The following is a 23250-nucleotide window of genomic DNA, read 5'->3' on the forward strand; positions in this document are numbered from 1 at the left end:
CTCCGCCACGCCCCGGCGCGGGTCGGTGCCACCGGCTGCGGCCTTCGTGTCGGCGCGGTGGTTAGGCTCTGCGGTTGTGATCAACCAGGAGACCGTCGCCGTCCGCCCGCCCGTACTGCGCCCGGGTGACGCGGTGCTGCTCGTCTCGCCGTCCGGGCCGACCTCGCCGGAGCGGGTGGCCCGCGGCGTGGAGCTGCTCACCAGCTGGGGTCTGCGCCCGATACCGGCCCCGAACGTGTACGCCCGCCACGGCTACCTCGCCGGCACCGACGACCTGCGGGCCGCCGACCTGAACGCGGCGTTCGCCGACCCCGAGATCCGCGGGGTGATCTGCACCCGGGGCGGCTACGGCGCCCAACGGATCGTCGACGCCATCGACATGGCAGCGGTGCGCCGCGACCCGAAGGTGGTGGCCGGCTTCTCGGACATCACCGCGTTGCAGCTGGCCCTGTGGCGGGCCGCCCGACTGGCCGGCGTACACGGCCCCGGGGCTGCCTGGCGGGACGAGCGGACGCCGCTGCGCTCCGCCGAGTCCCTGCACGCGGCGCTGATGACCACCGAGCCGGTGACCGTCGAGGCGGTACCCACCGAGGAGACCTTCGACGTCCGCGTCCCGGGCCGCGCCACCGGCACCCTGCTCGGCGGCAACCTGTGCCTGCTGGCCGCGTCGATCGGCACACCGGACCTGCCCGACCTGACCGGCGCGGTGCTGTTGATCGAGGACGTGCAGGAGCCCCCGTACAAGGTCGACCGGATGCTCACCCAGCTCCGCCGGGCCGGCGCGCTGGACGGGCTGGCCGGGGTCGCGGTCGGGCAGTTCACCGACTGCGGCGACGGCTGGGACACCACGATCGTCGACGTCCTCACCGAACGCCTCGGCGACCTGGGCGTACCGGTCCTCGGCGGCCTTTCCATCGGCCACGGCCACAACCAGCTGACCGTTCCGGTAGGCACCGAAGCACTCCTGGACACCGAAACCAACACCCTGACCGCCGCCCCCGCCGTCCAGTAACCCACGCCCACCCCAACCCGAGCCCGCCGGGCCGGACGGGCCGGGGGCGGATGGGCGCAGGGGTATGGGTCAGTGGGGTAGGTGGGCTAGGGCGCCGGTTTCCAGGGCTGCCCAGACTCCGTCTTGGGTGTGGACGATGCCGTGGGGTTCGGACTGCGGGGTGGGTAGGGCGTAACTCTCGAATCGTCCGCTGGGATCGAGGTGGCCGATCCGGTTGGCGCCCCACTCGGTGAACCAGGCCCCACCCGCCGGATCGGCCACGATCGCGTGCGGGCGCGCGGCCCGGTCCGGCAGCGGAACCTCGACGATCACGCCGTCCGGCGTGATCCGTCCGAGCTGACCGGCGGTGATCTCGACGAACCAGATGGTGCCGTCGGGGCCGAGGGCGATGCCGACCGGCCCGGCGTCGGAGGTCGGCAGCGGGTACAGCGTCACCGCGCCGTCCAGGGCGATCCGGCCGATGGCGTTCGCGCGGTTGAGCGTGAACCAGAGGGCATCGTCCGCGCCGGCGGTGATCATCGAGGGGAACCCACCGGTGACCGGCAGCGGAAAGGTGGTCACCGTGCCGTCGGTGGTGACCCGGCCGATCGTGTCGGAGGTCATCCCCGCGTACCAGAGTGCCCCGTCGGGTCCGGCCGCGATGCCACCCGGCCCGGTCCCGGGCGGCAGGGCGATCGTGCGCTGCTGGCCGTCGACGGTGATCCGACCGATCCGGTCGTCACCGGAGCGGGTGAACCAGAGCGCTCCGTCCGGACCCGTCGTGATGATCAACGGACGGGCACCGGCAGGTTCCAGCGGGTAGGTCCGGACCGGTCCGTCCGCGTCCAGGCGGGCGATGCCGCCGCCGTGGACCAGCGTCAGCCACAGCGCGCCGTCGGGCCCGACCGTGATGCCGTACGGGCCGACGCCCGGCTCGACGAGCGGGATCTCCCGGATCTCGACTCTCATCTCGGCATACGTCCCTTCGTTGGCGGTGGACCGACCCTGAACGCCCGACAAGCGACGAGACAACCGATTTTTGCCTCCAATTGTCAGCGCGCTGACAGGTTCGCCACGGGTCGCACCCAGGCTGACCGGTCACTGTCGGTGACGACATCGCGCATCACCGAGCCTTCTGGAGGAGAGCATGTCCCGCACCATCCGCAGGAAGCACCTGCTGGCCGGTCTGGCCGCCGCCGGCGTCCTCGGCGTCGGGATCGCGGCCCCGACGATCGCCTTCGCCGCCGACTCGCCGACGCCGAGCGCCAGCGCCGCCCCGGCGCCCGGTGCCAAATCCGACCGGCAGGGCCGGTTCGCCGAGGAGTTGGCCAAGGAGTTGGGCGTGCCCACCGACAAGGTGACCGCCGCCCTGGAGAAGATCCGCGAGCAGCACCGGCCGGCCGACCGGCCGCAGCGACACTCACCCGAGGATCGCAAGGCCGCGCTCAAGGAGCGGCTGGACCAGGCGGTCAAGGACGGCAAGCTCACCCAGGAGCAGGCCGACGCCATCACCAAGGCCGTCGAGGCCGGCGTCTTCCCGGGCGGCGGCTTCCCGGGCGGCCACCGCGGCCCGCTCGGCCACGGCGGCCCGGCCGGCCCCGCCGGACAGCGCGGCCCGGCCTGATCCACTCGGCTTTCCTGAAGTCGGGGTGTCCGGCAGCCCCGGACACCCCGACTTCCCCGACGTCGAGTTGATCAGCGCCGCAAGCCCGGACGGCGCGGCCCGGCCCGCGACCAGCGCCAGGTCTGCCTCTTGATCGACTCCGTTTCGCCGATGTGGCGGTGTCCATCGCACTCGGACACCGCCACATCGGCGATCTGGAGTCGATCATGCCGCTGGAAGGCCGCAGGGCACCGGCCGGCGACGGCGTCCAGGTCGACGGGCGTGCCGGCTCGTTCCTGGTCGCCCGGTCACTGATCGCGGCGGTCGGCCCGTGGCGCCGCACCCCTCGCCGGCGTCAGCTCTGCGCGGGTGGGGACGCGAACACGCCCAGGTGATTGCCGGTCGGGTCGATCAGCCGGGCCAGCGTGAGCCCGGTCGGCGTGGTCCGGGGCGGCACGAGCACCTGACCACCGGCCGCCTCGGCCCGCCGGCAGGTCTCCGCCACGTCGGTGACCTCGGCGTAGAAGATCGTGTAGTTCGGCGTCGAGCCGTCGGTCGCCCGGATCGCCCCACCGATCCCGGTGTCGCCTCCGGCCCCGGTCGTGCGGTAGGAGCCGCCGGCCCCGCCCTCCTCGGTGAAGGTCCAGCCGAACAGGTCACCGTAGAAGCGCTCCGCCTCCTCCGGCCGGTCGGTGCCGATCTCGAACCAGGTGATGGGCGTCGCGGACATGCTGCCTCCAGGTCTTTCCGTGCCAGCCGTTCGGCCGGCTTCCGGTGCAGTCTCGAGGTCGTCCGCGACACCGTCCTGTCGGTGTTTCCGGGCTAGTCCGTCGGATCGGACGGCTCGTCCGCGATCATCCGCAGCCGGCGGACCAGGTCGGGCCGGCGGGTACCGTGCCGGGAGCTGAAGTGCTGCGCCTCGGCCGCCGAGATCGGCTCGGTGTACAGCTCCAGCTCGTACATCCGCACCACCAGCTCGCAGGTCTGCTCGTCCAGCCACTCGAGCGGACGTCCCCCGCCGGCCGCGCTGCCCCGAGCACTGGCAAGCAGGTCGCCGACGAGCGCTACCCACCTGGCGTTGACCTGCTCGTCGCGGCCCAGGAAGGCGAGCACGCACCTGACCGCCTCGGCGGTCTGTCCCATGAACGGGTCCCGTTCGTCGAGCTCCGAGAGGACGTCGGCGACGAACGCGGACGACAGCTCGGTGTCGAGGGCCAGCCGGTCGAGCAGGAAAGCGGCCAGGTCCGGGCCCGGCGACTCCGGATCCGGCGGTCCGAGACTCGCGAGCGTCCGCCGGTACACCCGCTCCCGCTCGGGCAGCGGGGTGCGATGAAGTGGCAGGAGGGCGAGATCGAGCAACAGCCGAGCGTCCGAGCGGTCACCGTCCGAAAAGGCCAGGAAGTATTCGAAGGCGCCGAAGCGCCGTGGTGTCTTGCTGAATATGGCCGCCGGCTCCATGCCGTGCAGCACCGCCTCGCCGTCCGGGTCGCACTCGAAGTGGACGCTTCGCTGCCACAGGTCCAGATTGACACTGGTGAAGTAAGCGTGCACCCCGTCAGCCACGGAGGCTCTGTTCCGCCGGCCGCGAAAGTGCCAGCGGGGATGGGGTTGCAACGGCGCCGGCTCGCGGCCGTGGCTCAGTGACAGGGTGAGCTGAGGAAGACCTTCCTGCCAGTGCCGGATCGGCTGGACGAGGGTCAGCAGACCGAGGTAGGCGGCGTCGTCCAGGTGGGCCCGCCACTGCAACGCCTGCCGCCGCCAGCTCCCCACGGGGTCCGTACTGGACGGGAACATTTCGTCGCACGGCAGGTTCCGGATACACAGGGCGAGTAGCAGCAGATTGGCGGCGTACACCGCGCAGCGCTCCGGCAGCGGTGACCGGCGCGGCCGGTACGCCTCGTACCGGCCCGCCGGACGCGGTTCGGATGCCAGCCCGAACAGCCGCAGCAGCAGGTCCAGAGCGTCGGCCCGGTGCTCGGCGGGCCACGTCGTCAGCGCCTCGGCCACGAAGGCGACCACCGGCGCCCGGTTGGAGAGCACGGCGAACGAGAGCAACGCGTACAGCGGCTCATCGTCGACGGGCGTGTCGTCGAGCAGGGTTGCGGCCGCACGCATGACCAGGTCGTGCAGGACGAGCGTGGCAGTGCGGGCGATGAGGAACTCGCCGAAGGTCGCGTGCAGGAACTCGTAGGTGTGCGCGGGCCCGTGCTCGCGCACCGCGGTGGACCGGTGGACGAAGAAGAACCTTCCCAGCACGATCTCGGCGGCGCTCAACGAGGCCCGCTCGTCCTGGCGGATCGTCGGGGCCCTCCGTCCGAGGAACGGCAGCGCGGCCAGGTCGGTTTCGAGATCGTCCTCGCTCACCCACTGCACGCCCCGGTTGAACATGCTGAAGGCGACCACCGAGAGCCGGCGCAGTTCCTCCTCGGTGGCCCGGGCCAGGTCTCGTTCCGACAAGCCGGCGGACTGCTTCAGGACCTCCCGGTTGGCGAACCGGGTCAGCAGCCGTTCGTACAACTCGCCGCGCCCCAGCGCGCCAGCCGAGCGGAGGTCGTGCCCGTCCGCGTCGTACAGAGCGAGCATCAGCAGGAGCAGCGGCTGCTCAGCGAGTTCCAGGTGCGCCCGCACCACGTCCGGGTCCAACCCGCCGGTGCCCGAGGCCCGGAAGACCTCGGCGTTGACCCGGTTCCAGGTGGCGACCCAGGTGCCGATCCTGGTCGTGTCGAACGGCTCCAGCAGCACCGCGACCGCGCCGGGCGGCGGCTGGGCGCGGTCGGCGACGCTCGTCCGGGTGGTGACGAGCACCGCGACCGAGCGTCCCTGATCCGCCTCACGACGTTGGAACGACGCCACCCTCCGCAGGTAGTCGGTCTGGCTGGCACCAGTCGCCTGGAGCAGTTCGTCGAACCCGTCGAGCAACACGACCGGCATGGCGTCACCGGCCGACCGGACCAGTTCGGGCCAGGTGAGCCGCTCGCCGGTCGCCGCGCGCACCGCCTGTTCGATCTGATCTTGCAGGTCACCGGCCGCGTACACCTCGCGCAGCACCACCCGGATCACCAGGAAGTCGGCGGCGGGTAGCTGGGCGGCGAGAATCCGGGTGAGCACCGACTTGCCCGAACCGGGCTGACCGAGCACGAGCAATGGTGCCGTCGTCGCGCCGGGCGAGGTCAGATGCACCACGAGCGACTGCCACAGGTCGTCGCGGAGCGGGTGACCCTGCCACCAGCTCTCGTCACTCGGACGCGCACCGGCACCCAACTCGGCGATTCGGCACAAGGGCGGCACGTACGCCTCACCGAGCGTCGGCATGCGCAACCCCGCCGGTATCTCCCCCGACGCGACGATCGGCCGCCGCAGGTCGGCGGCGTACGCAGCGGCAAGACCAGCCCGCCGGTCGGTGGGATCGCGGCCGGTGGACATGGCGACCAACGTCCGGCGCATCTCCTCCAGCCCGACCGAGATCGCCTGAAGCTGCTGACGAGTCGCCTCGTGCTCCTGCAACCCGAGCCAGAAGTTGACCTCGAAGAAGTCCTCCGCCAACCGGGTCAACAGGTCGCGGTGGCGTCCCACGGCCGCCTCCGGGAGCTGGGACAGCGCCAGCGCGAATCTGCTGCGCAGCTGGTGGTCCGCCTGATCCCAGATGGCCAGGCCTTCGACGAAGGTCAGCAGCCGGGTGGCGAGACCGTCGTAGTACGTGGCGAGGGACCCGCGCAGCGCCGGGTACGGCAGATGCGGCCCCGGCAGCGGCGCCGCCGTGCCGAAGAACGATTCCACCACCGCGTCGCCGACCGACCCGGCACCGCCGAGCACCAACTGCTCCCGCTTCTCCAACCCCAGTTCGGCCGCGTCCAGGGGTAGGTCGACGTCGCGCAGCGCCTCGAAGAAGGCGGTCACCGCGATCACCGCGTGCGCCGCCTCCAGACGCTGCGTCCGGCCGTACCGGGACAACCCGGAGCGTTGTTCGGAGACGGTGCGGACGAGTTCGTAGCCGAGCCGGACGAACTCCGCCTTGGCGTCGAAGATGCCCAGGGCTCCCGGCACGCCACCAGCCGACGCACCCAGCAGTGACCAGCCCGTCAGCTTGTCGAACCAGGTGACGAACCGGCTCTTCTCCCCGCCGAGCAGACGGACGGCGTCGGCGTAGCTGAGCGTGTCGGGCACGCGGTCCTCCCCCGGAACGGCAGACCTGCCAGCGTTCCGGATTCCCGCGCCGCGTGCTGTCGGATTTCAGACCAGACTCAACGCGCGAACCCGCTCGTGCGGGATGTCCAGGTCCGCCAGGCGGAGTTCCCGGGCCACCCGCTCTGGCCGGGCCTCGACGTCGCGGATGCGGTCGGTACGGAAACAGCGCACCTCGTCACGCAGCCGGCACCACGCCACCAGGTACCAGTGGTGGGAGTTGCCGAGGTAGCCCAGCGGCTCGACGTCCCGGAGCGAGTCGACGCCGTCGCGGTCGGCGTACCGGATGCGCAGCACCCGCCGCGCGGCGACCGCGTGGGCGACGGTGGCCGGGACGGGCGTGGCCGGCCCCTCGCCGATCAGGTGCACCCGGCCGGCGAGCCGGTGTGCCTCGGCGGCGTCGGCGGCCGGCAGCACCGCCAGCAGCTTGCGCAGCGCGGTGGCGCCCGGACCGGCGAACGGCGAGCCGGCGAGCCGGTGCAGCGCCACGGCCATCGCGACCGCCTCGGCGGCGGTCAGGTTGACCGGCGGCAGGGTGTGGGCGCGGTCCAGGACGTAACCGCCGGTACGCCCCGACTCGGCCCAGATCGGCACCCCGGCCTGCTGGAGCGCGCCGATGTCCCGTTCGATGGTCCGGCTGCTCACCTCGAAGCGGACGGCCAGCCAGCGCGCGCTGCGCGGCCGTGGCGACACCGCCCGCAGCTCCTCGACCAGGGCGTAGAGGCGGTCCGTACGGTTCATGCCCGGCACGCTACGACCGGGGTACGACGCCCGCGCTCAGCCGTGCGGGCTCAGGCGATGCAGGCGCAGACGATCAGGGCGGCACCGAAGTGCGTGGCGGCGCTGACCCGGGCCGCCGGGTGCGGCTCGGACGAGCAGATGACCTCACCGAGCTTGCCCGGGGTGAGCAGATCCAGCACGACGAAGGCCAGCGCCATGATGGCCAGCCCGACCAGCCCGAACAGCACGGTCGAGGCGAGCCCCTTGGCGAAGTCGCTGTAGCTGGTCAGGATCGCCGTGAAGACGATGCCGGCGATGCCGAGCTGGTTGGCGGCGAGCAGCAGCCCCGCGTTGGTGTTGCGCTCGACCCAGATCAGGTCCCGCAACCTCCCCGGGGTCAGCAGGTCGACGAGCCCGAAGCCGGCCGCCATGAGCCCGACGCCCACGATCCCGAACACGACGCTCTGCCAGGCACCGCTGAGCAGGTCCTCCAGCACCGACTGCCTCCCGATTCTCCGCCCGGAAGGGGTACCGGCACGGTGATCGAGACGATAGCGGCAGCGGGCAAGCGCGTCAGCCCCGCGCCGACGCCCTGCCTACAGCGCCAGGTAACGCTGCCGCTCGTACGGGGTGACCTCGCGGCGGTACTGCTCCCACTCGGCCCGCTTGTTGCGCAGGAAGAAGTCGAAGACGTGCTCGCCCAGCACCTCGGCGACCAGTTCGGACTCCGCCATCACGTCGATCGCCTCGGCGAGGTTCTCCGGCAGCGCCTCGTACCCCATCGCGCGGCGCTCGGCGCTGCTCAGCGACCAGACGTCGTCCTCGGCCCCCGGCGGCAGCTCGTAGCCCTCCTCGATGCCCTTGAGGCCGGCGCCGAGCAGCACCGCGAAGGCGAGGTACGGGTTGGTCGCCGAGTCCAGCGAGCGGACCTCGACCCGGGCCGAGTTCGGCTTGCCGTACGCGGGCACCCGGACCAGCGCGGACCGGTTCAGGTGACCCCAGCAGACGTACGCCGGGCTCTCGGTGATCCGGTCGGGCAGGTGCTGCGGGAAGAGCCGCTTGTACGAGTTGACCCACTGGTTGGTGACCGCCGTGTACTCCCGGGCGTGCATCAGCAGGCCGGCGATGAACGACTTCGCCACCTTGGAGAGCTTCATCGGGTCGCCACCGTCGTGGAAGGCGTTGCGCTCGCCCTCGAACAGCGACAGGTGGGTGTGCATGCCGCTGCCGGGCTGGTCGGTGAACGGCTTCGGCATGAAGCTGGCCTGCACGCCGGTGGAGAGCGCGACCTCCTTGACCACGTGCCGGAAGGTCATGATGTTGTCGGCGGTGGTCAGCGCGTCGGCGTACCGCAGGTCGATCTCCTGCTGGCCGGGCGCGACCTCGTGGTGGCTGAACTCCACCGAGATGCCGATGCGCTCCAGCGCCAGCACGCCCTGGCGGCGGAAGTCGCGGGCCACGGCGTGGGTGGTGTGCTCGAAGTAGCCGCCGGTGTCGACCGGGGTGGGCACCGAGCCGTCCTGCGGACCGTTCTCCAGCAGGAAGAACTCGATCTCGGGGTGGGTGTAGAAGGTGAAGCCCTTCTCGGCCGCCTTGGACAGCGCGCGGCGCAGCACGTGCCGCGGGTCGGCCCAGGAGGGGCCGCCGTCGGGCAGCAGGATGTCGCAGAACATCCGGGCGCTCTCGCCGCTGACCCCACCCTCGAACGGGAAGACCTGGAAGGTGGTCGGGTCGGGCATCGCGACCATGTCCGATTCGAAGACGCGCGCGAAGCCCTCGATCGCCGAGCCGTCGAAGCCGATGCCTTCCTCGAAGGCCGCTTCCAACTCCGCGGGCGCCACCGAGACGCTCTTGAGCGTGCCCAGCACGTCCGTGAACCACAGCCGGACGAACCGGATGTCCCGCTCTTCCAGCGTACGGAGGACGAACTCCTGCTGACGGTCCACTTCCCCAACCCCTCGCGACACTCTTTGTCCGCCTTGGCCGGGCTGCGCCCGACCTGACCGCCCAGTGTTCCCGGGCCTGGTTACGCAGACGTTACGCGAACCGCCGCCGCCCGTCCCCTCGTGTCCCGCCCGGCGAGCGGTACCGATGCGGCACGGCGTCCGCGCGGCGTCCGCGCGTGGCCGCCGTCTCGTCCGAGGGTACGGATTGGTCCGGCGCAGCTGGGGCAAGATGGGGGCATGCCCACCCTGCGTCTCGCCCTGTCCCAGGTCAACCCGAGCGTCGGTGACCTCGCCGGCAACGCCGACCTGGTCCGCAGCTGGACCCGCCAGGCCGCCACCGCCGGCGCCCAGCTGGTGCTCTTCCCGGAGATGATGCTGACCGGCTACCCGGTCGAGGACCTGGTCTTCCGGCGCTCCTTCGTCGCCGCGTCCCAGGCCGCCCTGCGGCAGCTCGCCGCCGACCTCGCCAGCGATGGTCTCGGTGGCCTGCCGGTCGTGGTCGGCTACCTGGACGCCGACGGGCCGCCGCAGGTCAGCGGGGACGCCGAGCCGGGACGGGGCGCCCGCAACGCGGCCGCGCTGCTGCACGGGGGCGAGGTGATCGCCCGCTACTTCAAGCACCACCTGCCCAACTACGGCGTCTTCGACGAGGACCGCTACTTCGTCTCCGGCGACGAGTTGACCGTCGTGCGGATCGGCGGGGTGGACGTCGCGCTGACCATCTGCGAGGACCTGTGGCAGGCCGGCGGGCCGTTCGCCGCCGCCCGGCAGGCGGGCGTCGGCCTCGTGGTCAACATCAACGGCTCGCCGTACGAGTTGAACAAGGACGACATCCGGCTGCCGCTGGTCCGCCGCCGGGCGGCCGAGGCGAACGCCACCATCGCGTACGTGAACATGATCGGCGGCCAGGACGAGCTGGTCTTCGAGGGCGACTCCATGATCGTCACCCCCGACGGCGAGCTGCTCACCCGCGCCCCGCAGTTCGTCGAGCACCTGCTCGTGCACGACGTCGAGCTGCCGGCCGCCACCGGGAACCCGGGCAACGACGGCGTCGCGGACGGCATGCGGGTGGCGCACCACACGGTGGACGGCATCCCGCCCGCGCCGACCGGCCCGGCCGTCACCGGCGGGCTGATCGAGCCGGTCGCCGACGAGGCCGAGGTCTGGCACGCGCTGGTGCTCGGCCTGCGCGACTACGTCAACAAGAACCGATTCTCGTCGGTGGTGCTCGGCCTCTCCGGCGGCATCGACTCGGCGGTGGTGGCCGCCCTCGCCGTCGACGCGCTCGGCCCGGACCGGGTGGTCGGCGTGTCGCTGCCCAGCCAGCACTCCTCCGAGCACTCCCGGGAGGACGCCGCCGACCTGGCCAAACGCACCGGGCTCGACTACCGCGTCGAGCCGATCCAGCCGATGGTGGACGCCTTCCTGGCGAACCTGTCGCTGTCCGGGATCGCCGTGGAAAACCTCCAGGCCCGGGTACGCGGTGTCATCCTCATGGCGCTGTCGAACCAGGAGGGCCACCTCGTGCTGACCACCGGCAACAAGAGCGAGCTGGCGGTCGGCTACTCCACCCTGTACGGCGACTCGGTGGGCGGCTTCAACCCGATCAAGGACGTCTGGAAGACGCTGGTGTGGCGTCTGGCGAAGTGGCGCAACGCGGACGCGGCCCGCCGCGGCGAGACCGCCCCGATCCCGGAGAACTCGATCGGCAAGCCGCCGAGCGCCGAGCTGAGCCCGGGCCAGCTCGACAGCGACTCGCTGCCCGACTACGACGTGCTGGACCCGATCCTCATCGGCTACGTCGACGGCGACCTGGGCCGCGACGGGCTGGTCGAGTCGGGCCACGACCCGGCCGTGGTCGACAAGGTGCTGCGGCTGGTGGATACCGCCGAGTACAAGCGACGCCAGTCCGCGCCGGGCACGAAGATCTCCATGAAGGCGTTCGGCCGGGACCGGCGGCTGCCGATCACGAACCGGTGGCGCGAGCACGGCTGAGCCTCGTACCCCGCTGGGGTTGCCGGGCCGTGCTGCGGCCCGGCGGCCTACCGGCGGGCCGCAGCACGGCGAGCTCGGGTGGCGGAGTGACATCTTCCACTGGGCCCTGCCGCCGGGCCGTCGCGCGGTGCGACGATCGGCGGAGCCCGGGGACCGCGCAGGCGGCCTCGAGGAAGGGAGAAAATCATGATCGAGTCCACTCCGCACGAGGTGACCGCGCTGTACGGCGGACCGGCCACCCGTCGGGTCCGCACCCGCGACCTGATCGCCGCCAAGGAGCGCGGCGAACGGTGGCCGATGCTCACCTCGTACGACCAGTACACGGCGGGGATCTTCGACCGGGCCGGCGTACCGGTGCTGCTGGTCGGTGATTCGGCGGCGAACAACGTGTTCGGCTACGAGACGACCCTGCCGATCACTGCCGACGACCTGTTGCCGCTGGTACGCGCCGTGGTGCGCTCGACGAAGCAGACCCTCGTCGTCGGTGACCTGCCGTTCGGCTCGTACGAGGAGGGCCCGGCCCAGGCGCTGCGTACCGCCGTCCGGTTCATGAAGGAGGGCGGCTGCCACGCGGTGAAGCTGGAGGGCGGCCGGCGCTGCGCCGCGCAGATCGCCGCGATCGTCGGCGCCGGTATCCCGGTGATGGCGCACATCGGCTTCACCCCGCAGAGCGAACACACCCTGGGCGGCTACCGGGTGCAGGGGCGGGGCGACACGGCCGACGAGGTGCTGGCCGACGCGCGGGCGGTGGCCGAGGCGGGCGCCTTCGCGGTGGTGCTGGAGATGGTGCCGGGCGCGGTGGCCAAGCAGATCACCCACGAACTGTCCATCCCCACCGTCGGCATCGGCGCCGGCCCGGACACCGACGCCCAGGTGCTCGTCTGGCAGGACATGGCCGGCCTGCGCACCGGTAAGGCGCCACGCTTCGTGAAGCGGTACGCGGACCTCGCGGATGTCCTCACCGACGCCACCCGCCGCTTCGCCGACGAGGTCCGCGGCGGCGAGTTCCCCGCCGCCGAGCACACCTTCTAGTTGGTCCGGTGGCCTGGGCTGGCGGGGGCCGCGTCCACCCCCGTCGCCCGGGCCGCTGTTCGCCCGGGCCGCGACGGAACTCCGCACGCCTGATCGGGCACGCACGAGACCCGCCGGGGTCACATGGTGACGACGATCTTCCCCGCCGGGTGCCCATGCCGGAGGTGGCGGATCGCGTCCGCCGCCTGGGCCAGCGGATAGGCGTGGTCGACCGCCGGAGTGAGCGCCCCCGACTCGATGAGGTCTCCCAGCTCCTCCAGGTCCCTGGTGCGCTCGACCGCGCTCACGCTGCGCAGCCGTTGACCGACGAACACCGACAGCAGCGGCGCCCGGAACATCTGCCGGCCGTAGCCGCTGAGCACGGGACCCTTGGTGTAACTGCCGCCGACCAGCGCCAGTGTTCCGTGTGCGGTGAGGGCGCGGCGCAGGAGAGAGATCGGCCGATCGCCGCCGGTGTCGATGACCACGTCGTGGATCGGGCCACGGCTGTCGACCTCCTCGCTGGTGTAGTCGAGCACGTCGTCGGCGCCGAGGCCGCGTACGAACGCGGCCCTGGCCGGTGCGCAGACGGCGGTGACCGTTGCCCCGTACGCCTTGGCGATCTGTACGGCGTGCGACCCGACACCGCCGGACGCGCCGATGACCAGCACGCGGTGCCCCGGGCCCACCGCCCCGCTGTCGCGGACCGCACGCAGCGCCGTCATCCCGGAGACCGGCGCCGCGGCGGCCTGCGCGAACGACAGGTGTGCCGGTTTGCGGGCCAGCCGCCGCTCCGGCGTGCTCGCGAACTCGGCGTACGAGCCGCGCAGGCAGGTGCCGAACACCTCGTCGCCGGGCCGGAACCGGGTCACCCGAGCACCGACCGCGACCACCACCCCGGCCAGGTCCCGGCCGCGCACCGGAACCCGGGGCCGGCGCAGCCCTGCGGCCAGCCGCGCCAGGTAGGGGCGACCGGTCATGAAGATCCACACTCCGGGGTCGACCGCGGCGGCGCGGACCTGGACGAGGACCTCGTCGTCCCGCACGGTCGGTTGGTCGATGTCGCGCAGGTGCAGCACGTCGGCCGGGCCGTAGTTGTCCTGGACGATGGCCTTCATGGTGTCGTCTCCTCGGGGTACTGGAAGACGTCGTCGAGACGTGCGTTGAACAGACGCGCGATCTTGAACGCCATCTCCAGCGACGGCGAATAGCGACTCTGCTCGATGGCGATGACGGTCTGCCGGGTCACGCCGATCCGCTCGGCGAGCTCGGCCTGGGTCATCTCGCCGTGCGCGAAGCGCAGCGCGCGGATGTTGTTCGTGACACGGGTCGGCTTCACCACTGCGGGACACCCTTGCGGTAGACGATCACCTTGGCCAGCGAGCCGACCGCCGCCGACAGGACGAAGCACAGGTAGATGACGTTGGCGATCCAGAACCAGTCCCACTCGGCCAGCGCCATCAGCATCGCCGACAACGCGCCGATGGCCACGAACGCCTGGCCGACGTGGTCACCGAGCCGTCCGATCTCGCGGTCACGGACGTCCTTGGCCCGGGAGGCGCCCGGGTTGACCACACCCATCGCGATTTCGGCCACGATGCTCGCGACGATGGCTCCGCCGACCGTCCACAGCAGAGCCATGGCGTACGGGGTGGCGGTGAGCGGGCCGCCGTCGGCCCGGTTCAGGACGACGGCGGCGTAGACGGCGTAGCCCACCACGCTGACCACCAGCATGATCCAGGCGCGCTTCTCCTCGTGTGTCACAGCGGCCTCCTACGTGTAAAGAATTATTGACACGCTCACAGTATGGCGTCTTTGACATCATGTCTAGAAAGTTTTACACGACGGAATTGATCACGACCACTGGTTCTGTCGTACACCTGTTCTAATCTCGGGGTGTGATCGACGAGTTGGCGCAGGCGCGGGGCGCGGTGGCGGTGTCCGCCGCCGCGCCCGTCTGGGCCCTCGCGGAGCATGACCTGGTGGCCGCGCTCGACGCCGCGCACCGGCTCGAGCAGCAGCTCGCGGCCGTCAAGCTGGCCCTGGTGCGCGAGTTGGACGGCCGGGGCATCGCCCGGGCGCAGGGCGCGTCGTCGACGGCGGTGTGGCTGCGCGACCGCCTACGGCTGACCGTTCCCGCGGCCCGCCGGCTGGTCGAGTCCGCCTCCGCCCTCGACGCGGGCGCTCCCGAGGTCCGCCGGGCGCTGGCCGACGGGGACGTCAGCCTGGAGCAGGCCCGCGTCATCGCGGACACGGTCGACACCGTGCGGGCCGCCGCCGGCGCCGAGGTCGCCACCAGAGCGATCGGCGTCCTCGTCGACTGGGCCGGTCAGTTCGACCCGAGCCTGCTGCGCAAGCTCGGCACCCGCATCCTCGACCACGTCGCTCCCGAGGTCGCCGATGCCGCCGCCAAGGCCGCCCTCGACGCCGAAGCCCGCCGCGCCACCCGGGATCGTCATCTCACCCTGTCCGAGCTGACCGACGGCCGGCTGCGGTTGAGCGGCACCCTCGACGCGGAGACCGCCGGCCTGCTCCGCACCGCCATCGACCCGCTGACCGCACCCGCCGGGCAGGACGACCGGCGGTCACCCGGGCAACGGCGGCACGACGCCCTCGGCGACCTCTGCCGACTCGCCCTGCGCACCGGCGAGCTGCCCGAGCACGGCGGGGAGCCGCCTCAGCTCGTGGTCACCACCAGCTTCGACGGCCTGGTTGGGCAGCTCGGCGCGGGCACCCTCGACACCGGCCTCGGGCTCACCGCCGAGACCGTACGGCGACTCGCCTGCGACGCGGCGATCCTGCCCGCCGTACTCGGCAGCAGCGGCCAGACACTCGACGTGGGCCGGCAACGACGACTCGTCACCGGCCCTCTGCGCCGCGCCCTGGTGCTCCGCGACCGAGGCTGCGCCTTCCCCGGCTGCGACCGGCCACCCCGCTGGTGCGACGCCCACCACATCCGCCACTGGGCCGACGGCGGCCACACCAGCCTGACCAACTCCGTGCTCCTCTGCGGCCACCACCACCGCCACCTCCACCGTGGCGAGTGGGCCGTCCGCCTGGGCGGCGACGGCCACCCGGAATTCGTCCCACCCGCCTGGCTCGACCCGGAACAGCTCCCCCGCCGCAACCAGTACCACCGACGAACCTGACCCCGTCCGAGGGCGACCCACCCGCGCGGATGGATCCCTGGTGACAAAAGCCGGCTGCGCCAGCACGGGGTGCCGGTGATGACGCGGGCCTACTTCTCGCGCACCTCGCGGGTGTCGGGCAGGTCGAGGTACGCCAGCAGCCGCAGCAGCCCGCTCACGTGCGAAAGGTCGTGCCACAGCGACACGGAGCCCTCGGGACCACGCCGCCGCAGGAGGCTCGTCAGCTCAGCGACATCGTCACTGCTCTGCCCGCAGTCGATCTCCAACTCGGGCCGCTCGACCAGCCGAAACGCCGCCCCCAGGTCCACGTTCCAGTAGTGGTCGACGTCGAGCTGGGACAGCTGGATCTGCGGACCGAATCGGCTCTCCGCCGCATCCAACAACATCGAGCACGCTTCGCGGAGATCCACGATCCGCAACACCGCGTCAGCATCGGTCACGCCCCATCATCCCGCAGGGGACCCTCAGAGGTCGGTGACGCGGATGCCGGCGTGGGCCTTGTAGCGCTTGTTGATGGCGATCAGGTTCGCGGTGAACGCCTCGATCTGGTGGGCGTTGCGCAGCCGACCGGCGTAGATGCCGCGCATGCCGGGGATCCGGGCGGCGAGCGCCCCCACGATGTCGACGAGTTCCCGGTCCTCGGTGCAGATCAGCACGTCGAGGTCGATCCGGTCGACCTCCGGGTCGGCCAGCAGTGGGGCGCTCACGTGGTTGAACGCGGCGCAGACGCGGGAGTCGGGCAGCAGCGCGGCGGCCTGCTGGACGGCGCTGCCCTCGTCCACGGTCAGCGCGTACGGCCCCTGCTTGTCGAAGCCCAGCGGGTTGACGCAGTCGACGACGATCGTGCCGGCCAGCGGCTCCGCGAGGGCGGCGACGGTGGCCGCGTGCCCGTCCCACGGCACCGCGATGATCACCACGTCGCTGCGGCGGGCCACCTCCTCGTTGGCCGCGCCGCTGATGCGGACGTCGGCCGGCATCCGGGGCAGCGCGGCGATCTCGGCGGCGGATTCGGCGGCCCGCTCGGCGGACCGGGAGCCGATCAGCACCGTCTGGCCGGCACGGGCGAGTCGATAGGCGAGGCCGCGGCCCTGGTCGCCGGTGCCGCCGATGATGCCGACCGTCAGCCCGGAAACGTCGGGCAGCGTGCTCGCGTCATATGCCATGGACTCATCCTCGCAAACCGCTGGGCGCGCCAGAGTCGCCAGCCTCTGTGACCCACGCGACCCGACGCCTGACGACTCAGGCCAGCTCGAACAGCACTGTGCGGGTCGCCGGGTCGGCGGTGACCAGGCGGACGCGGACCCGTTCGCCGAGGGGCAGCTCGCCGAGGCAGCGGCTGCGGACCGGCGGGGCGTCCAGGGCCACGGTTCCGCCGGACGGACGCGGCCGGGACTTGCCGTTGGGCGGAGCGTCGACGTCGAGCACCGCCGCGTCGAAGGTCTTCCCCACCCGGTGTTCGAGGAGCACCGCCTCGGCCAGTTCGACCGCGCCCCGGCTGGCCGCCGAGGCGGTGCGGTCGGTGCTGGCCATCACCTCGGGCAGCCGGGGCAGCGCGGCGCGGGCCCAGTCGGGCACCTCCCGGCCCGCGTGCAGGGCCAGGCAGACCTCGGTGGCGTACCGGTCGGCCAGGCGCCGCAACGGCGCCGTGACATGGGCGTACGCGGCCGCGACCCCGCCGTGTTCCGGCTGCTCCGGGCGGCTGCCGTCGAAGGCGGTGTACGCGGCGCCGCGCATCAACTCGGCCGACTGGTCGATGAACGCGGCGGCACGTGGCTGCGCGGCGTCCAGACCGGCGATGACCTCGCCGGGGCTCGCGCCGTCCGGCCAGCGCACGCCCAGCGGGGCGGCGGCCGCCCGCAGACGTTGCACCGCCTCCGGCTTCGGCGGGGGCATCGTCCGCAGCAGGCCGATCCCGCCGGCCAGCATGATGTCGGCGGCGGCCATCCCGGTCAGCAGCGAGATCTGCGCGTTGTGCTCCTCCATGGGCACCGGCCCGCGCAGCACCAGCCGCCAGCCGTCGCCGTCGGGCTCCACGTCCTGCTCGGGCAGCGGCAGGTTGATGGCTCCCCGGCGCAGCCCACGGGCGGTCAGCCGGTCGCCGATCTCGGGCAGCAGCGCGATCGGCTCGGGCAGTCGACCGGCGTCGGCCGCCGCCTGCATACCGGTGTAGTCGAGCTTGGCCCGACTACGGACCATGGCGCGCTCCAGCCCGACGGCGACCGTGCCGCCGTCGGCGTCCAGGTCGATGGTCCACACCACGGCGGCGCGGTCGTCGTCGGGCAGCAGGCTCGCCGCGCCCTCGCTGAGCGTCACCGGGTGCAGCGGAACGTTGCCGTCGGGCAGGTAGACCGTCTGCCCCCGCCGCCAGGTCTCCTCCTCAAGCGCGCCGCCGGGCCGGACGTGCGCGGCGACGTCCGCGATGGCGTACCGCACGCGGTAACCACCGCCCGGCCGGCGGGCCAGGTGCATCGCCTGGTCCAGGTCACGGGAGGTGGCCGGGTCGAGCGTGACGAACGGTATGTCGGTGCGGTCGACGGCCGGTCGGGGCGGCGCGGCAGCCGCCGCGTCGGCCTCCCGCTGGGCGGCCTCGGGGAAGCTCTCGGGCAGGCCGAGCTCGCGGCGCAGCGCGCCGAAGTCGATGCGGGGGGCGAGTACGCGTCGGATGACCACGGGTCAATCCTGACAGCGCCGCCGGTGATCCGCTTCCGGTGACCGGCCGAGTGCGCGCCGCGCCGCGCCGACCCAGGGCAGCGACCAGCGCCAGCCCAGGGCAGCGATCCGCGCCAGCCCGCGGCGACCCCGGGCGACCGGCGGCCGGCCGGGGACGGCCGACGGTCAGCCGGTCGCCCGGCGCGCCGTGGTGCGCGTACCCCGGGGGGCGGTTGCTCGGGCGGCGACCGGCTGCGACGGCGACTTGCGGGCGGTCACCTTGCGGGCCGGCGCCTTGGCGGCGGTGGTCTTCTTCGCCGGGGCCTTCTTCGCCGCCGCCTTACGGGCGGTCGTCGACGACGTGCCGGTCACCTTCGAGGCCGGTGCCTTCTTCGCCGCTGCCTTGCGGGCGCCGACGGCCGGACGCGTCGCCGTCTTCTTCGCCGCCGTGGTCTTCTTGGCGGGGGCCTTCTTGGCGGGGGCCTTCTTGGCGGGGGCCTTCTTGGCCGCCGTCTTCTTCACCGCCGACGCCTTGGTCGCGACCTTGCGGGCGGGCGCCTTCGCCGCGGCCGTGGTTTTCCTGGCCGCCGACGCCTTGGTCGCGACCTTGCGGGCGGGCGCCTTCGCCGCGGCCGTGGTTTTCCTGGCCGCCGACGCGGTGGTCTTCTTCGCCGCGCTCGTGGTCTTCTTCGCCGCGCTGGTCGTCTTCTTCGCCGCGCCCGCCGTCTTCTTCGCCGCGCCGGTCGTCTTGGCCGCGGTGGCGCTCTTGCGCGTCGTGGACGCCGGACTCCGCTTCGCGGCGGTGGTCGTCCCGCGGGCGGACGCGGTTTTCGCGGGGGCCTTCTTGGCCACCGTGGTCCTGGCCGTGGTCGCGGTCTTCTTCGCGGGCGCCTTCTTGGCCGCCGCCGTGGTCTTCGCCGTCTTCGTGGCCGTGGCCTTCTTCGCGGGGGCCTTCTTCGCCGCCGTGGTCGTCTTCGTCGCCGGGGCACGCCCCGCGCCACCGGCGGCCTTGCGGGCCGGCGCCTTCGCCACGCTCGCGGTGGACTTGCGCACGGGGGTGGTCCGGCTCGCCGACGTGCCACGCTCCGCCGCGGCGGTCTTCTTCGCGGTGGTCTTGCGGGCAGCCGGGCGGGTGGTGGCCTGCTGTGTAACGGCCATCGTGGTTCCCTCCTTGGGGACGTGCTCTCGCGTGCGTCCTCGCGGAGCACGAACTACCGCGACGCGGACCGTCCCGCGCCGTCTACCTGTCCTCCCCGGCCCAACGCGCGTCCTCGGCCTCCCACGCCTCGTTCCGCTCCTGCACTCGCTGCAGGGCGTTCTCCGCGTCGGCTGCCGAGTTGTACGGGCCGAGGACGTGCTTCGCCGGACACACGTCGGCGTCCGTCTCGACCCGGTGGTGTCGGGTGCACCAGTAGAACTGCCCACTGCGTCCGCTGTCGCTCATGGGAAACACTGTGCACCGCGAACCGGTCGCCCGCCACCGGATCACGCAAGTCGCCTAACCCTCTCCACAGTAGAGACGCTTATCGCACCGCGGGCGAAAACGCCGAAAGAAGTGCAGGTGGGGACGCGTAGCCGAACGGTTGATTCCCCCGTACGACGGTCCGGGGCAGGATTCGTGGCCGTGATCAACACGGTGACGGGCACGGGGGCGTGCCCGCGATGCGGAACGACCACCGCATCGCTGAGGGACGCGGTGCCGTGGTGCCCCGGCTGCGAGTGGAACCTGGACGCGTACGACCCCGGGCGGCGCGAGCGCGAGTTCGGCTGGACCTGGATCGACCGGTGGACCCACCGGCTGGCGTTCCGGGCGACCGGGCAGCAGTTCCGCCAGTTGCTCGGCCGTCCACTCGGCGACACCGGATCGGGTACGGCGCGGACACTGACTGCCGTGGTGTCCCTGCTGCTGGTCACGGCCGTGCTCGCCCTCGCGGTCGTCGGCGGTTGGCTGATCGTGGCGTTTCCCTTCCCCAACCTGGCGATCGTGCTGGGTGTGGCGATGGTCGCCCTGGCGGTCGCCCTGCGGCCACGCTTCGGCCGGGTCGACCCGGATCTGGAGGTGCTGTCCCGCGACCGGGCACCGGAGCTGTTCGGGCTGATCGACGAGGTGGCCGCCGCGATCGGCGCGCCTGTGCCGGACGTGGTCGGCGTCGACGGGGCCGTCAACGCGTACGCGGGCGCGGTCGGGGTGCGACGCCGCCGGGTGCTGGCGCTCGGGCTGCCACTGTGGGGCTCGCTCACCGCCGGCGAACGGGTGGCGCTGCTCGGACACGAACTCGGCCACTTCGTCAACGGCGACCCGCGTCGGGGCCTGCTCACCCAACCCGCGTTCACCACACTCGCGTCGGCGGCCGACCTGTTCCGGCCGGTACGGACCACCGTCGGGGGCGGGCTGGTCGAGATGGTGGGTGACGCGCTGGGTCGCGCGTTCCAGTGGGTGCTGTCCCGGGTGCTGTTCGGCGCGCACCTCGTGTTGGTGAGCGTGGCGCTGCGGGACAGCCAGCGTGCCGAGTACCTCGCCGACGACCTCGCCGCCCGTGTCGCCGGCACGACGGCCGCCAGCGACCTGCTCGACGCCCTGCTGGCCACCGAGTCGCTGACATTGGCGGTACGCGTCCACGCACGGGCCGGGCACGGCCCGGACCGTTGGCGGTCGGCGTTCACCGAGGCCCGGGCGGCGAGCGGTGACCGGCTACCGCTGCTGCGCCAACTGTCGGTCCGTGACGAGTCCTCGCTCTTCGCCGCCCACCCGCCGCTCGGGCTGCGTCGCCAACTGCTCGCCGGACGCCCGTGGCAGGACCCGTCGGTGGTGCTCACCCCCGCCCGGCTGGAGCGGATCGACGCCGAGTTGACCAAGGAGTACGCGCGCTTTCGTCGTACCGTCGAATGGTCGGGCTGAGCACGACGCGACCTCGCCGCACGGGCGGCGGCCTATGATCGCCCGATGGCGGTACCGGACTACATCGTGCGGATGCGCAAGCACGTCGGCCACGACCTGCTGTGGCTGCCCAGCGTCAGCGCGGTCATCCGCAACGACGCCGGTGAGCTGCTGCTCGGCGAACGCTCGGACGACGGACGCTGGTCGGTGATCAGCGGGTTCGTCGAGCCGGGCGAGCAGCCGGCCACCGCGCTGGTCCGGGAGGTGCGGGAGGAGACCGGCCTGGACGTGACGCCGCTGCGCCTCACCAGTGCCGTCTCCCACCCGCACACCTACCCCAACGGCGACCGCTGCGAGTACCTCAACCTGGGCTTCGTCTGCACCGTGGTGTCCGGCACCGCGCGGGTCAACGACGACGAGTCGCTGGACGTGCGGTGGTTTCCGCTGGACCGGCTGCCCGATTTGGACAAGCACGCGCTGCTGGTCATCGCCTACGCGTTGCGCGACAACCCGTCCGCCGGTCACCTGCCGCCGGGGACCACCTGGGACGACGTGCCCGACTGAGGCTCAGGCCGCGGCCCGTTCGACGGGGATCCACAACTCCGCGTCCGCCGTGGTCCCGTCCGCGGAGACCCGTACCCGGGAGATCTCCGGTCCGGGTCGGCTGCGGTACGGGTTGGACGGGAACCACTGGGTGAACACGTCCCGCCAGAGGAACTGCACCGCCTGCGGAAACGCGCCGGAGGTGCTGAACACCGCCCACGTACCGGCCTGCACCGGCAGCGCGTCCAGGTCCTCCGGTGGCGTGGCCGAGGTGACCGCCCCGTGCCAGTAGTCCAGCTCGCTGCCCTCGGCCCGGCTGTCGGCCAGGTTGTCGCTGACGTTGACGATCCCGGCCGGCTCCTGGTCGGAGAGCGCCTCGATCCGGGCGGTCGTCTCCTTGTCGATGCTCCTGATGAACGCGACGATCGCCGGGTTCATCCCCTCGTGCACCAGCGGGACCCGGGCCTTTCGCCCCACCAGCGCGAACGCGTCCTTGGTGACGATTCGGTACTCCATGCTGCCACTCCCTTCCACGGTGAGTCGGAAGGACATCCGGGGCTGGGCACGCAGCGCCGCCCCCGTACGCCGGGCTTCTCCGGGCCCCACGCCGTGCACGGCGTGGAACGCCCGGGCGAACGCCTCGGCCGATCCGTAGCCGTAGCGCACCGCGACGTCGAGCAGCGTCCGCTCCCCCGCCAGCACGTCCGCTCCGGCGACGGTGAGCCGACGGCGGCGGATGTACTCGGACAGCGGCATGCCGGCCAGCGCGGAGAACAGCCGCCGGAAGTGGTACTCCGACGTGAGCGCGATCCGCGCCAGCTCGGCCACCTCGATCTGCTGGTCGAGGTGCCGCTCGATGTGCGCCATGGCCTCGTTGAGCCGATCCAGCATCCGGGCCTCCTTCCCTTACGAGCAGCAACGCTAGGTGGCAGGGCAGGGGGCCCACCCGACATCCGATGCCCGCGATGATCGGGTGGTGCCTCAGCGCGGTGGCTGCCGCATGAACCAGGTGGGGACCGGTTCCGGCAGGGAGCCGATCACCTCCCAGCCGGCGCGGCGGTACAGCTCGACGTTGCCCGGGTTGCTGGTCTCCAGGATCGCCGGCAGGCCGTCGGCGGCGGCGCGGGCCAGTCCGGCCCGCATGACCGCGCGGCCCCAGCCGCGTCCGGCGCTGTCCGGGTGGGTGCCCAGGACGCCGAGGTACCAGAAGGGGTACGTCGGCAGGGCCGCGTGTACCGCGTCGTCGTAGCTCTGCACCCGGGCCAGCACGTCGGCGGGGTAACGATCGGCGGCATCCCCGCCCGCCGACGACGGGTGCCCGACGGCGTGCGGCTCGGCCGGTGGGTCCCACAGGGCGACCGAGGCGCCGCCACCGATCGTCCAGATCGACGACCGGTGCACCCGCTTGTCGAAGAGGTCCCCGAAGAAGGTCGCGGCGTGCCGCGGATAGGTCTCGTCGTCGGGGAAGAGGTGCCGCAGGATCGGGTCCCTGACGAACGCGGCGACCAGCGTGCCGACCACGGCGTCCCGGTCGGCGGGGGTGGCGATAGTGATCTCGGGCGTGGTCACGACGGTCGACACTA

The 23250-nt window shown here is 72.3% G+C and carries 24 protein-coding genes; 8 read left to right on the forward strand and 16 right to left on the reverse strand.

Translation table 11 applies throughout. From position 1 onward, the window contains the following. Nucleotides 1-79 precede the first annotated feature (79 nt). The gene (locus ACN269_RS11510) at nt 80-1012 is read left to right on the forward strand and encodes a S66 peptidase family protein (protein WP_421476290.1); all 933 of its coding nucleotides are present in this window, start codon (nt 80-82) and stop codon (nt 1010-1012) included. 69 nt (nt 1013-1081) lie between these two features. Here ACN269_RS11510 and ACN269_RS11515 read toward each other — a convergent pair whose 3' ends face one another. After that, nucleotides 1082-1960: a virginiamycin B lyase family protein gene (locus tag ACN269_RS11515; protein ID WP_421472439.1), complete on the reverse strand. Its 879-nt coding sequence runs from the start codon at nt 1958-1960 to the stop codon at nt 1082-1084. Nucleotides 1961-2138: 178 nt separating this feature from the next. On the opposite strand from ACN269_RS11515, the gene ACN269_RS11520 reads away from it, so the two are divergent. Both ACN269_RS11520 and ACN269_RS11525 read left to right on the forward strand, forming a co-directional pair. Further along, the gene (locus ACN269_RS11520; RefSeq protein WP_421472440.1) at nt 2139-2615 is read left to right on the forward strand and encodes a hypothetical protein; all 477 of its coding nucleotides are present in this window, start codon (nt 2139-2141) and stop codon (nt 2613-2615) included. Nucleotides 2616-2773: 158 nt separating this feature from the next. Beyond that, entirely contained in the window at nt 2774-2989 is a 216-nt protein-coding gene (locus ACN269_RS11525; RefSeq protein ID WP_421472441.1) for a hypothetical protein, read from the forward strand. On the opposite strand, the gene ACN269_RS11530 is transcribed toward ACN269_RS11525, so the two are convergent. The 5 genes from ACN269_RS11530 to glnA form a co-directional block, all read right to left on the reverse strand. Then, nucleotides 2950-3324 carry a VOC family protein gene (locus ACN269_RS11530; RefSeq protein WP_421472442.1) on the reverse strand — a complete coding sequence of 125 codons (375 nt, stop codon included), beginning with the start codon at nt 3322-3324 and terminating at the stop codon, nt 2950-2952. The genes ACN269_RS11525 and ACN269_RS11530 overlap by 40 nt on opposite strands. A gap of 92 nt (nt 3325-3416) precedes the next feature. Further along, nucleotides 3417-6758, reverse strand: a complete 3342-nt coding sequence (locus ACN269_RS11535) for an NACHT domain-containing protein (protein ID WP_421472443.1) — start codon at nt 6756-6758, stop codon at nt 3417-3419. Between the two features lie 66 nt (nt 6759-6824). Continuing rightward, the gene (locus ACN269_RS11540) at nt 6825-7517 is read right to left on the reverse strand and encodes a helix-turn-helix transcriptional regulator (protein WP_421472444.1); all 693 of its coding nucleotides are present in this window, start codon (nt 7515-7517) and stop codon (nt 6825-6827) included. A 50-nt stretch (nt 7518-7567) separates the two neighbouring features. Beyond that, nucleotides 7568-7993, reverse strand: a complete 426-nt coding sequence (locus tag ACN269_RS11545; RefSeq protein ID WP_421472445.1) for a DUF350 domain-containing protein — start codon at nt 7991-7993, stop codon at nt 7568-7570. A gap of 99 nt (nt 7994-8092) precedes the next feature. Next, nucleotides 8093-9442: a type I glutamate--ammonia ligase gene (glnA, locus tag ACN269_RS11550; protein ID WP_421472446.1), complete on the reverse strand. Its 1350-nt coding sequence runs from the start codon at nt 9440-9442 to the stop codon at nt 8093-8095. A gap of 237 nt (nt 9443-9679) precedes the next feature. Here glnA and ACN269_RS11555 point away from each other — a divergent pair, with 237 nt between their 5' ends. Then, nucleotides 9680-11437 (forward strand): NAD+ synthase, encoded by a 1758-nt coding sequence (locus tag ACN269_RS11555; protein WP_421472447.1) that lies wholly within the window; start codon nt 9680-9682, stop codon nt 11435-11437. Between the two features lie 186 nt (nt 11438-11623). Next, entirely contained in the window at nt 11624-12469 is an 846-nt protein-coding gene (gene panB / locus ACN269_RS11560) for a 3-methyl-2-oxobutanoate hydroxymethyltransferase (RefSeq protein WP_421472448.1), read from the forward strand. 119 nt (nt 12470-12588) lie between these two features. On the opposite strand, the gene ACN269_RS11565 is transcribed toward panB, so the two are convergent. From ACN269_RS11565 to ACN269_RS11575, 3 genes are read right to left on the reverse strand one after another with little or no spacing between them, the layout of a single operon-like run. Beyond that, entirely contained in the window at nt 12589-13566 is a 978-nt protein-coding gene (locus tag ACN269_RS11565; protein ID WP_421472449.1) for an NAD(P)-dependent alcohol dehydrogenase, read from the reverse strand. After that, nucleotides 13563-13790 carry a helix-turn-helix transcriptional regulator gene (locus ACN269_RS11570; protein WP_421472450.1) on the reverse strand — a complete coding sequence of 76 codons (228 nt, stop codon included), beginning with the start codon at nt 13788-13790 and terminating at the stop codon, nt 13563-13565. Before ACN269_RS11570 ends, ACN269_RS11565 begins: the two co-directional genes overlap by 4 nt. Further along, nucleotides 13784-14212 (reverse strand): hypothetical protein, encoded by a 429-nt coding sequence (locus ACN269_RS11575; RefSeq protein WP_421472451.1) that lies wholly within the window; start codon nt 14210-14212, stop codon nt 13784-13786. The genes ACN269_RS11570 and ACN269_RS11575 overlap by 7 nt, the downstream gene beginning before the upstream one ends. Nucleotides 14213-14346: 134 nt before the next feature. On the opposite strand from ACN269_RS11575, the gene ACN269_RS11580 reads away from it, so the two are divergent. Further along, the gene (locus ACN269_RS11580; RefSeq protein ID WP_421472452.1) at nt 14347-15597 is read left to right on the forward strand and encodes a DUF222 domain-containing protein; all 1251 of its coding nucleotides are present in this window, start codon (nt 14347-14349) and stop codon (nt 15595-15597) included. 89 nt (nt 15598-15686) lie between these two features. On the opposite strand, the gene ACN269_RS11585 is transcribed toward ACN269_RS11580, so the two are convergent. The 5 genes from ACN269_RS11585 to ACN269_RS11605 all read right to left on the reverse strand — a co-directional run bounded on the left by ACN269_RS11585 (nt 15687) and on the right by ACN269_RS11605 (nt 19690). Continuing rightward, a complete protein-coding gene (locus ACN269_RS11585) occupies nt 15687-16037 on the reverse strand; it encodes a hypothetical protein (protein ID WP_421472453.1) in 351 nt (116 codons plus the stop codon). A 24-nt stretch (nt 16038-16061) separates the two neighbouring features. Beyond that, nucleotides 16062-16760 (reverse strand): NADPH-dependent F420 reductase, encoded by a 699-nt coding sequence (gene npdG / locus ACN269_RS11590; RefSeq protein ID WP_421472454.1) that lies wholly within the window; start codon nt 16758-16760, stop codon nt 16062-16064. A 76-nt stretch (nt 16761-16836) separates the two neighbouring features. Then, nucleotides 16837-18267 carry an RNB domain-containing ribonuclease gene (locus ACN269_RS11595; protein ID WP_421472455.1) on the reverse strand — a complete coding sequence of 477 codons (1431 nt, stop codon included), beginning with the start codon at nt 18265-18267 and terminating at the stop codon, nt 16837-16839. Between the two features lie 165 nt (nt 18268-18432). Then, on the reverse strand, nt 18433-19404 hold the full coding sequence (locus tag ACN269_RS11600) for a histone (protein WP_421472456.1): 972 nt from the start codon (nt 19402-19404) through the stop codon (nt 18433-18435). Between the two features lie 82 nt (nt 19405-19486). After that, entirely contained in the window at nt 19487-19690 is a 204-nt protein-coding gene (locus tag ACN269_RS11605; protein ID WP_355051468.1) for a hypothetical protein, read from the reverse strand. A gap of 180 nt (nt 19691-19870) precedes the next feature. On the opposite strand from ACN269_RS11605, the gene ACN269_RS11610 reads away from it, so the two are divergent. Next, complete coding sequence (locus ACN269_RS11610) at nt 19871-21145, forward strand: M48 family metallopeptidase (protein ID WP_421472457.1); 1275 nt, start codon at nt 19871-19873, stop codon at nt 21143-21145. Between the two features lie 45 nt (nt 21146-21190). After that, nucleotides 21191-21688 carry an NUDIX hydrolase gene (locus ACN269_RS11615; protein ID WP_421472458.1) on the forward strand — a complete coding sequence of 166 codons (498 nt, stop codon included), beginning with the start codon at nt 21191-21193 and terminating at the stop codon, nt 21686-21688. A 3-nt stretch (nt 21689-21691) separates the two neighbouring features. Here ACN269_RS11615 and ACN269_RS11620 read toward each other — a convergent pair whose 3' ends face one another. Together ACN269_RS11620 and ACN269_RS11625 are read right to left on the reverse strand one after the other, a co-directional pair. Beyond that, the gene (locus tag ACN269_RS11620) at nt 21692-22558 is read right to left on the reverse strand and encodes a GyrI-like domain-containing protein (RefSeq protein WP_421472459.1); all 867 of its coding nucleotides are present in this window, start codon (nt 22556-22558) and stop codon (nt 21692-21694) included. A 90-nt stretch (nt 22559-22648) separates the two neighbouring features. Then, the gene (locus tag ACN269_RS11625) at nt 22649-23236 is read right to left on the reverse strand and encodes a GNAT family N-acetyltransferase (RefSeq protein ID WP_421472460.1); all 588 of its coding nucleotides are present in this window, start codon (nt 23234-23236) and stop codon (nt 22649-22651) included. Nucleotides 23237-23250 lie beyond the last annotated feature (14 nt).

It is taken from the genome of Micromonospora sp. WMMD736, from assembly GCF_049179015.1.
GTDB lineage: Bacteria > Actinomycetota > Actinomycetes > Mycobacteriales > Micromonosporaceae > Micromonospora.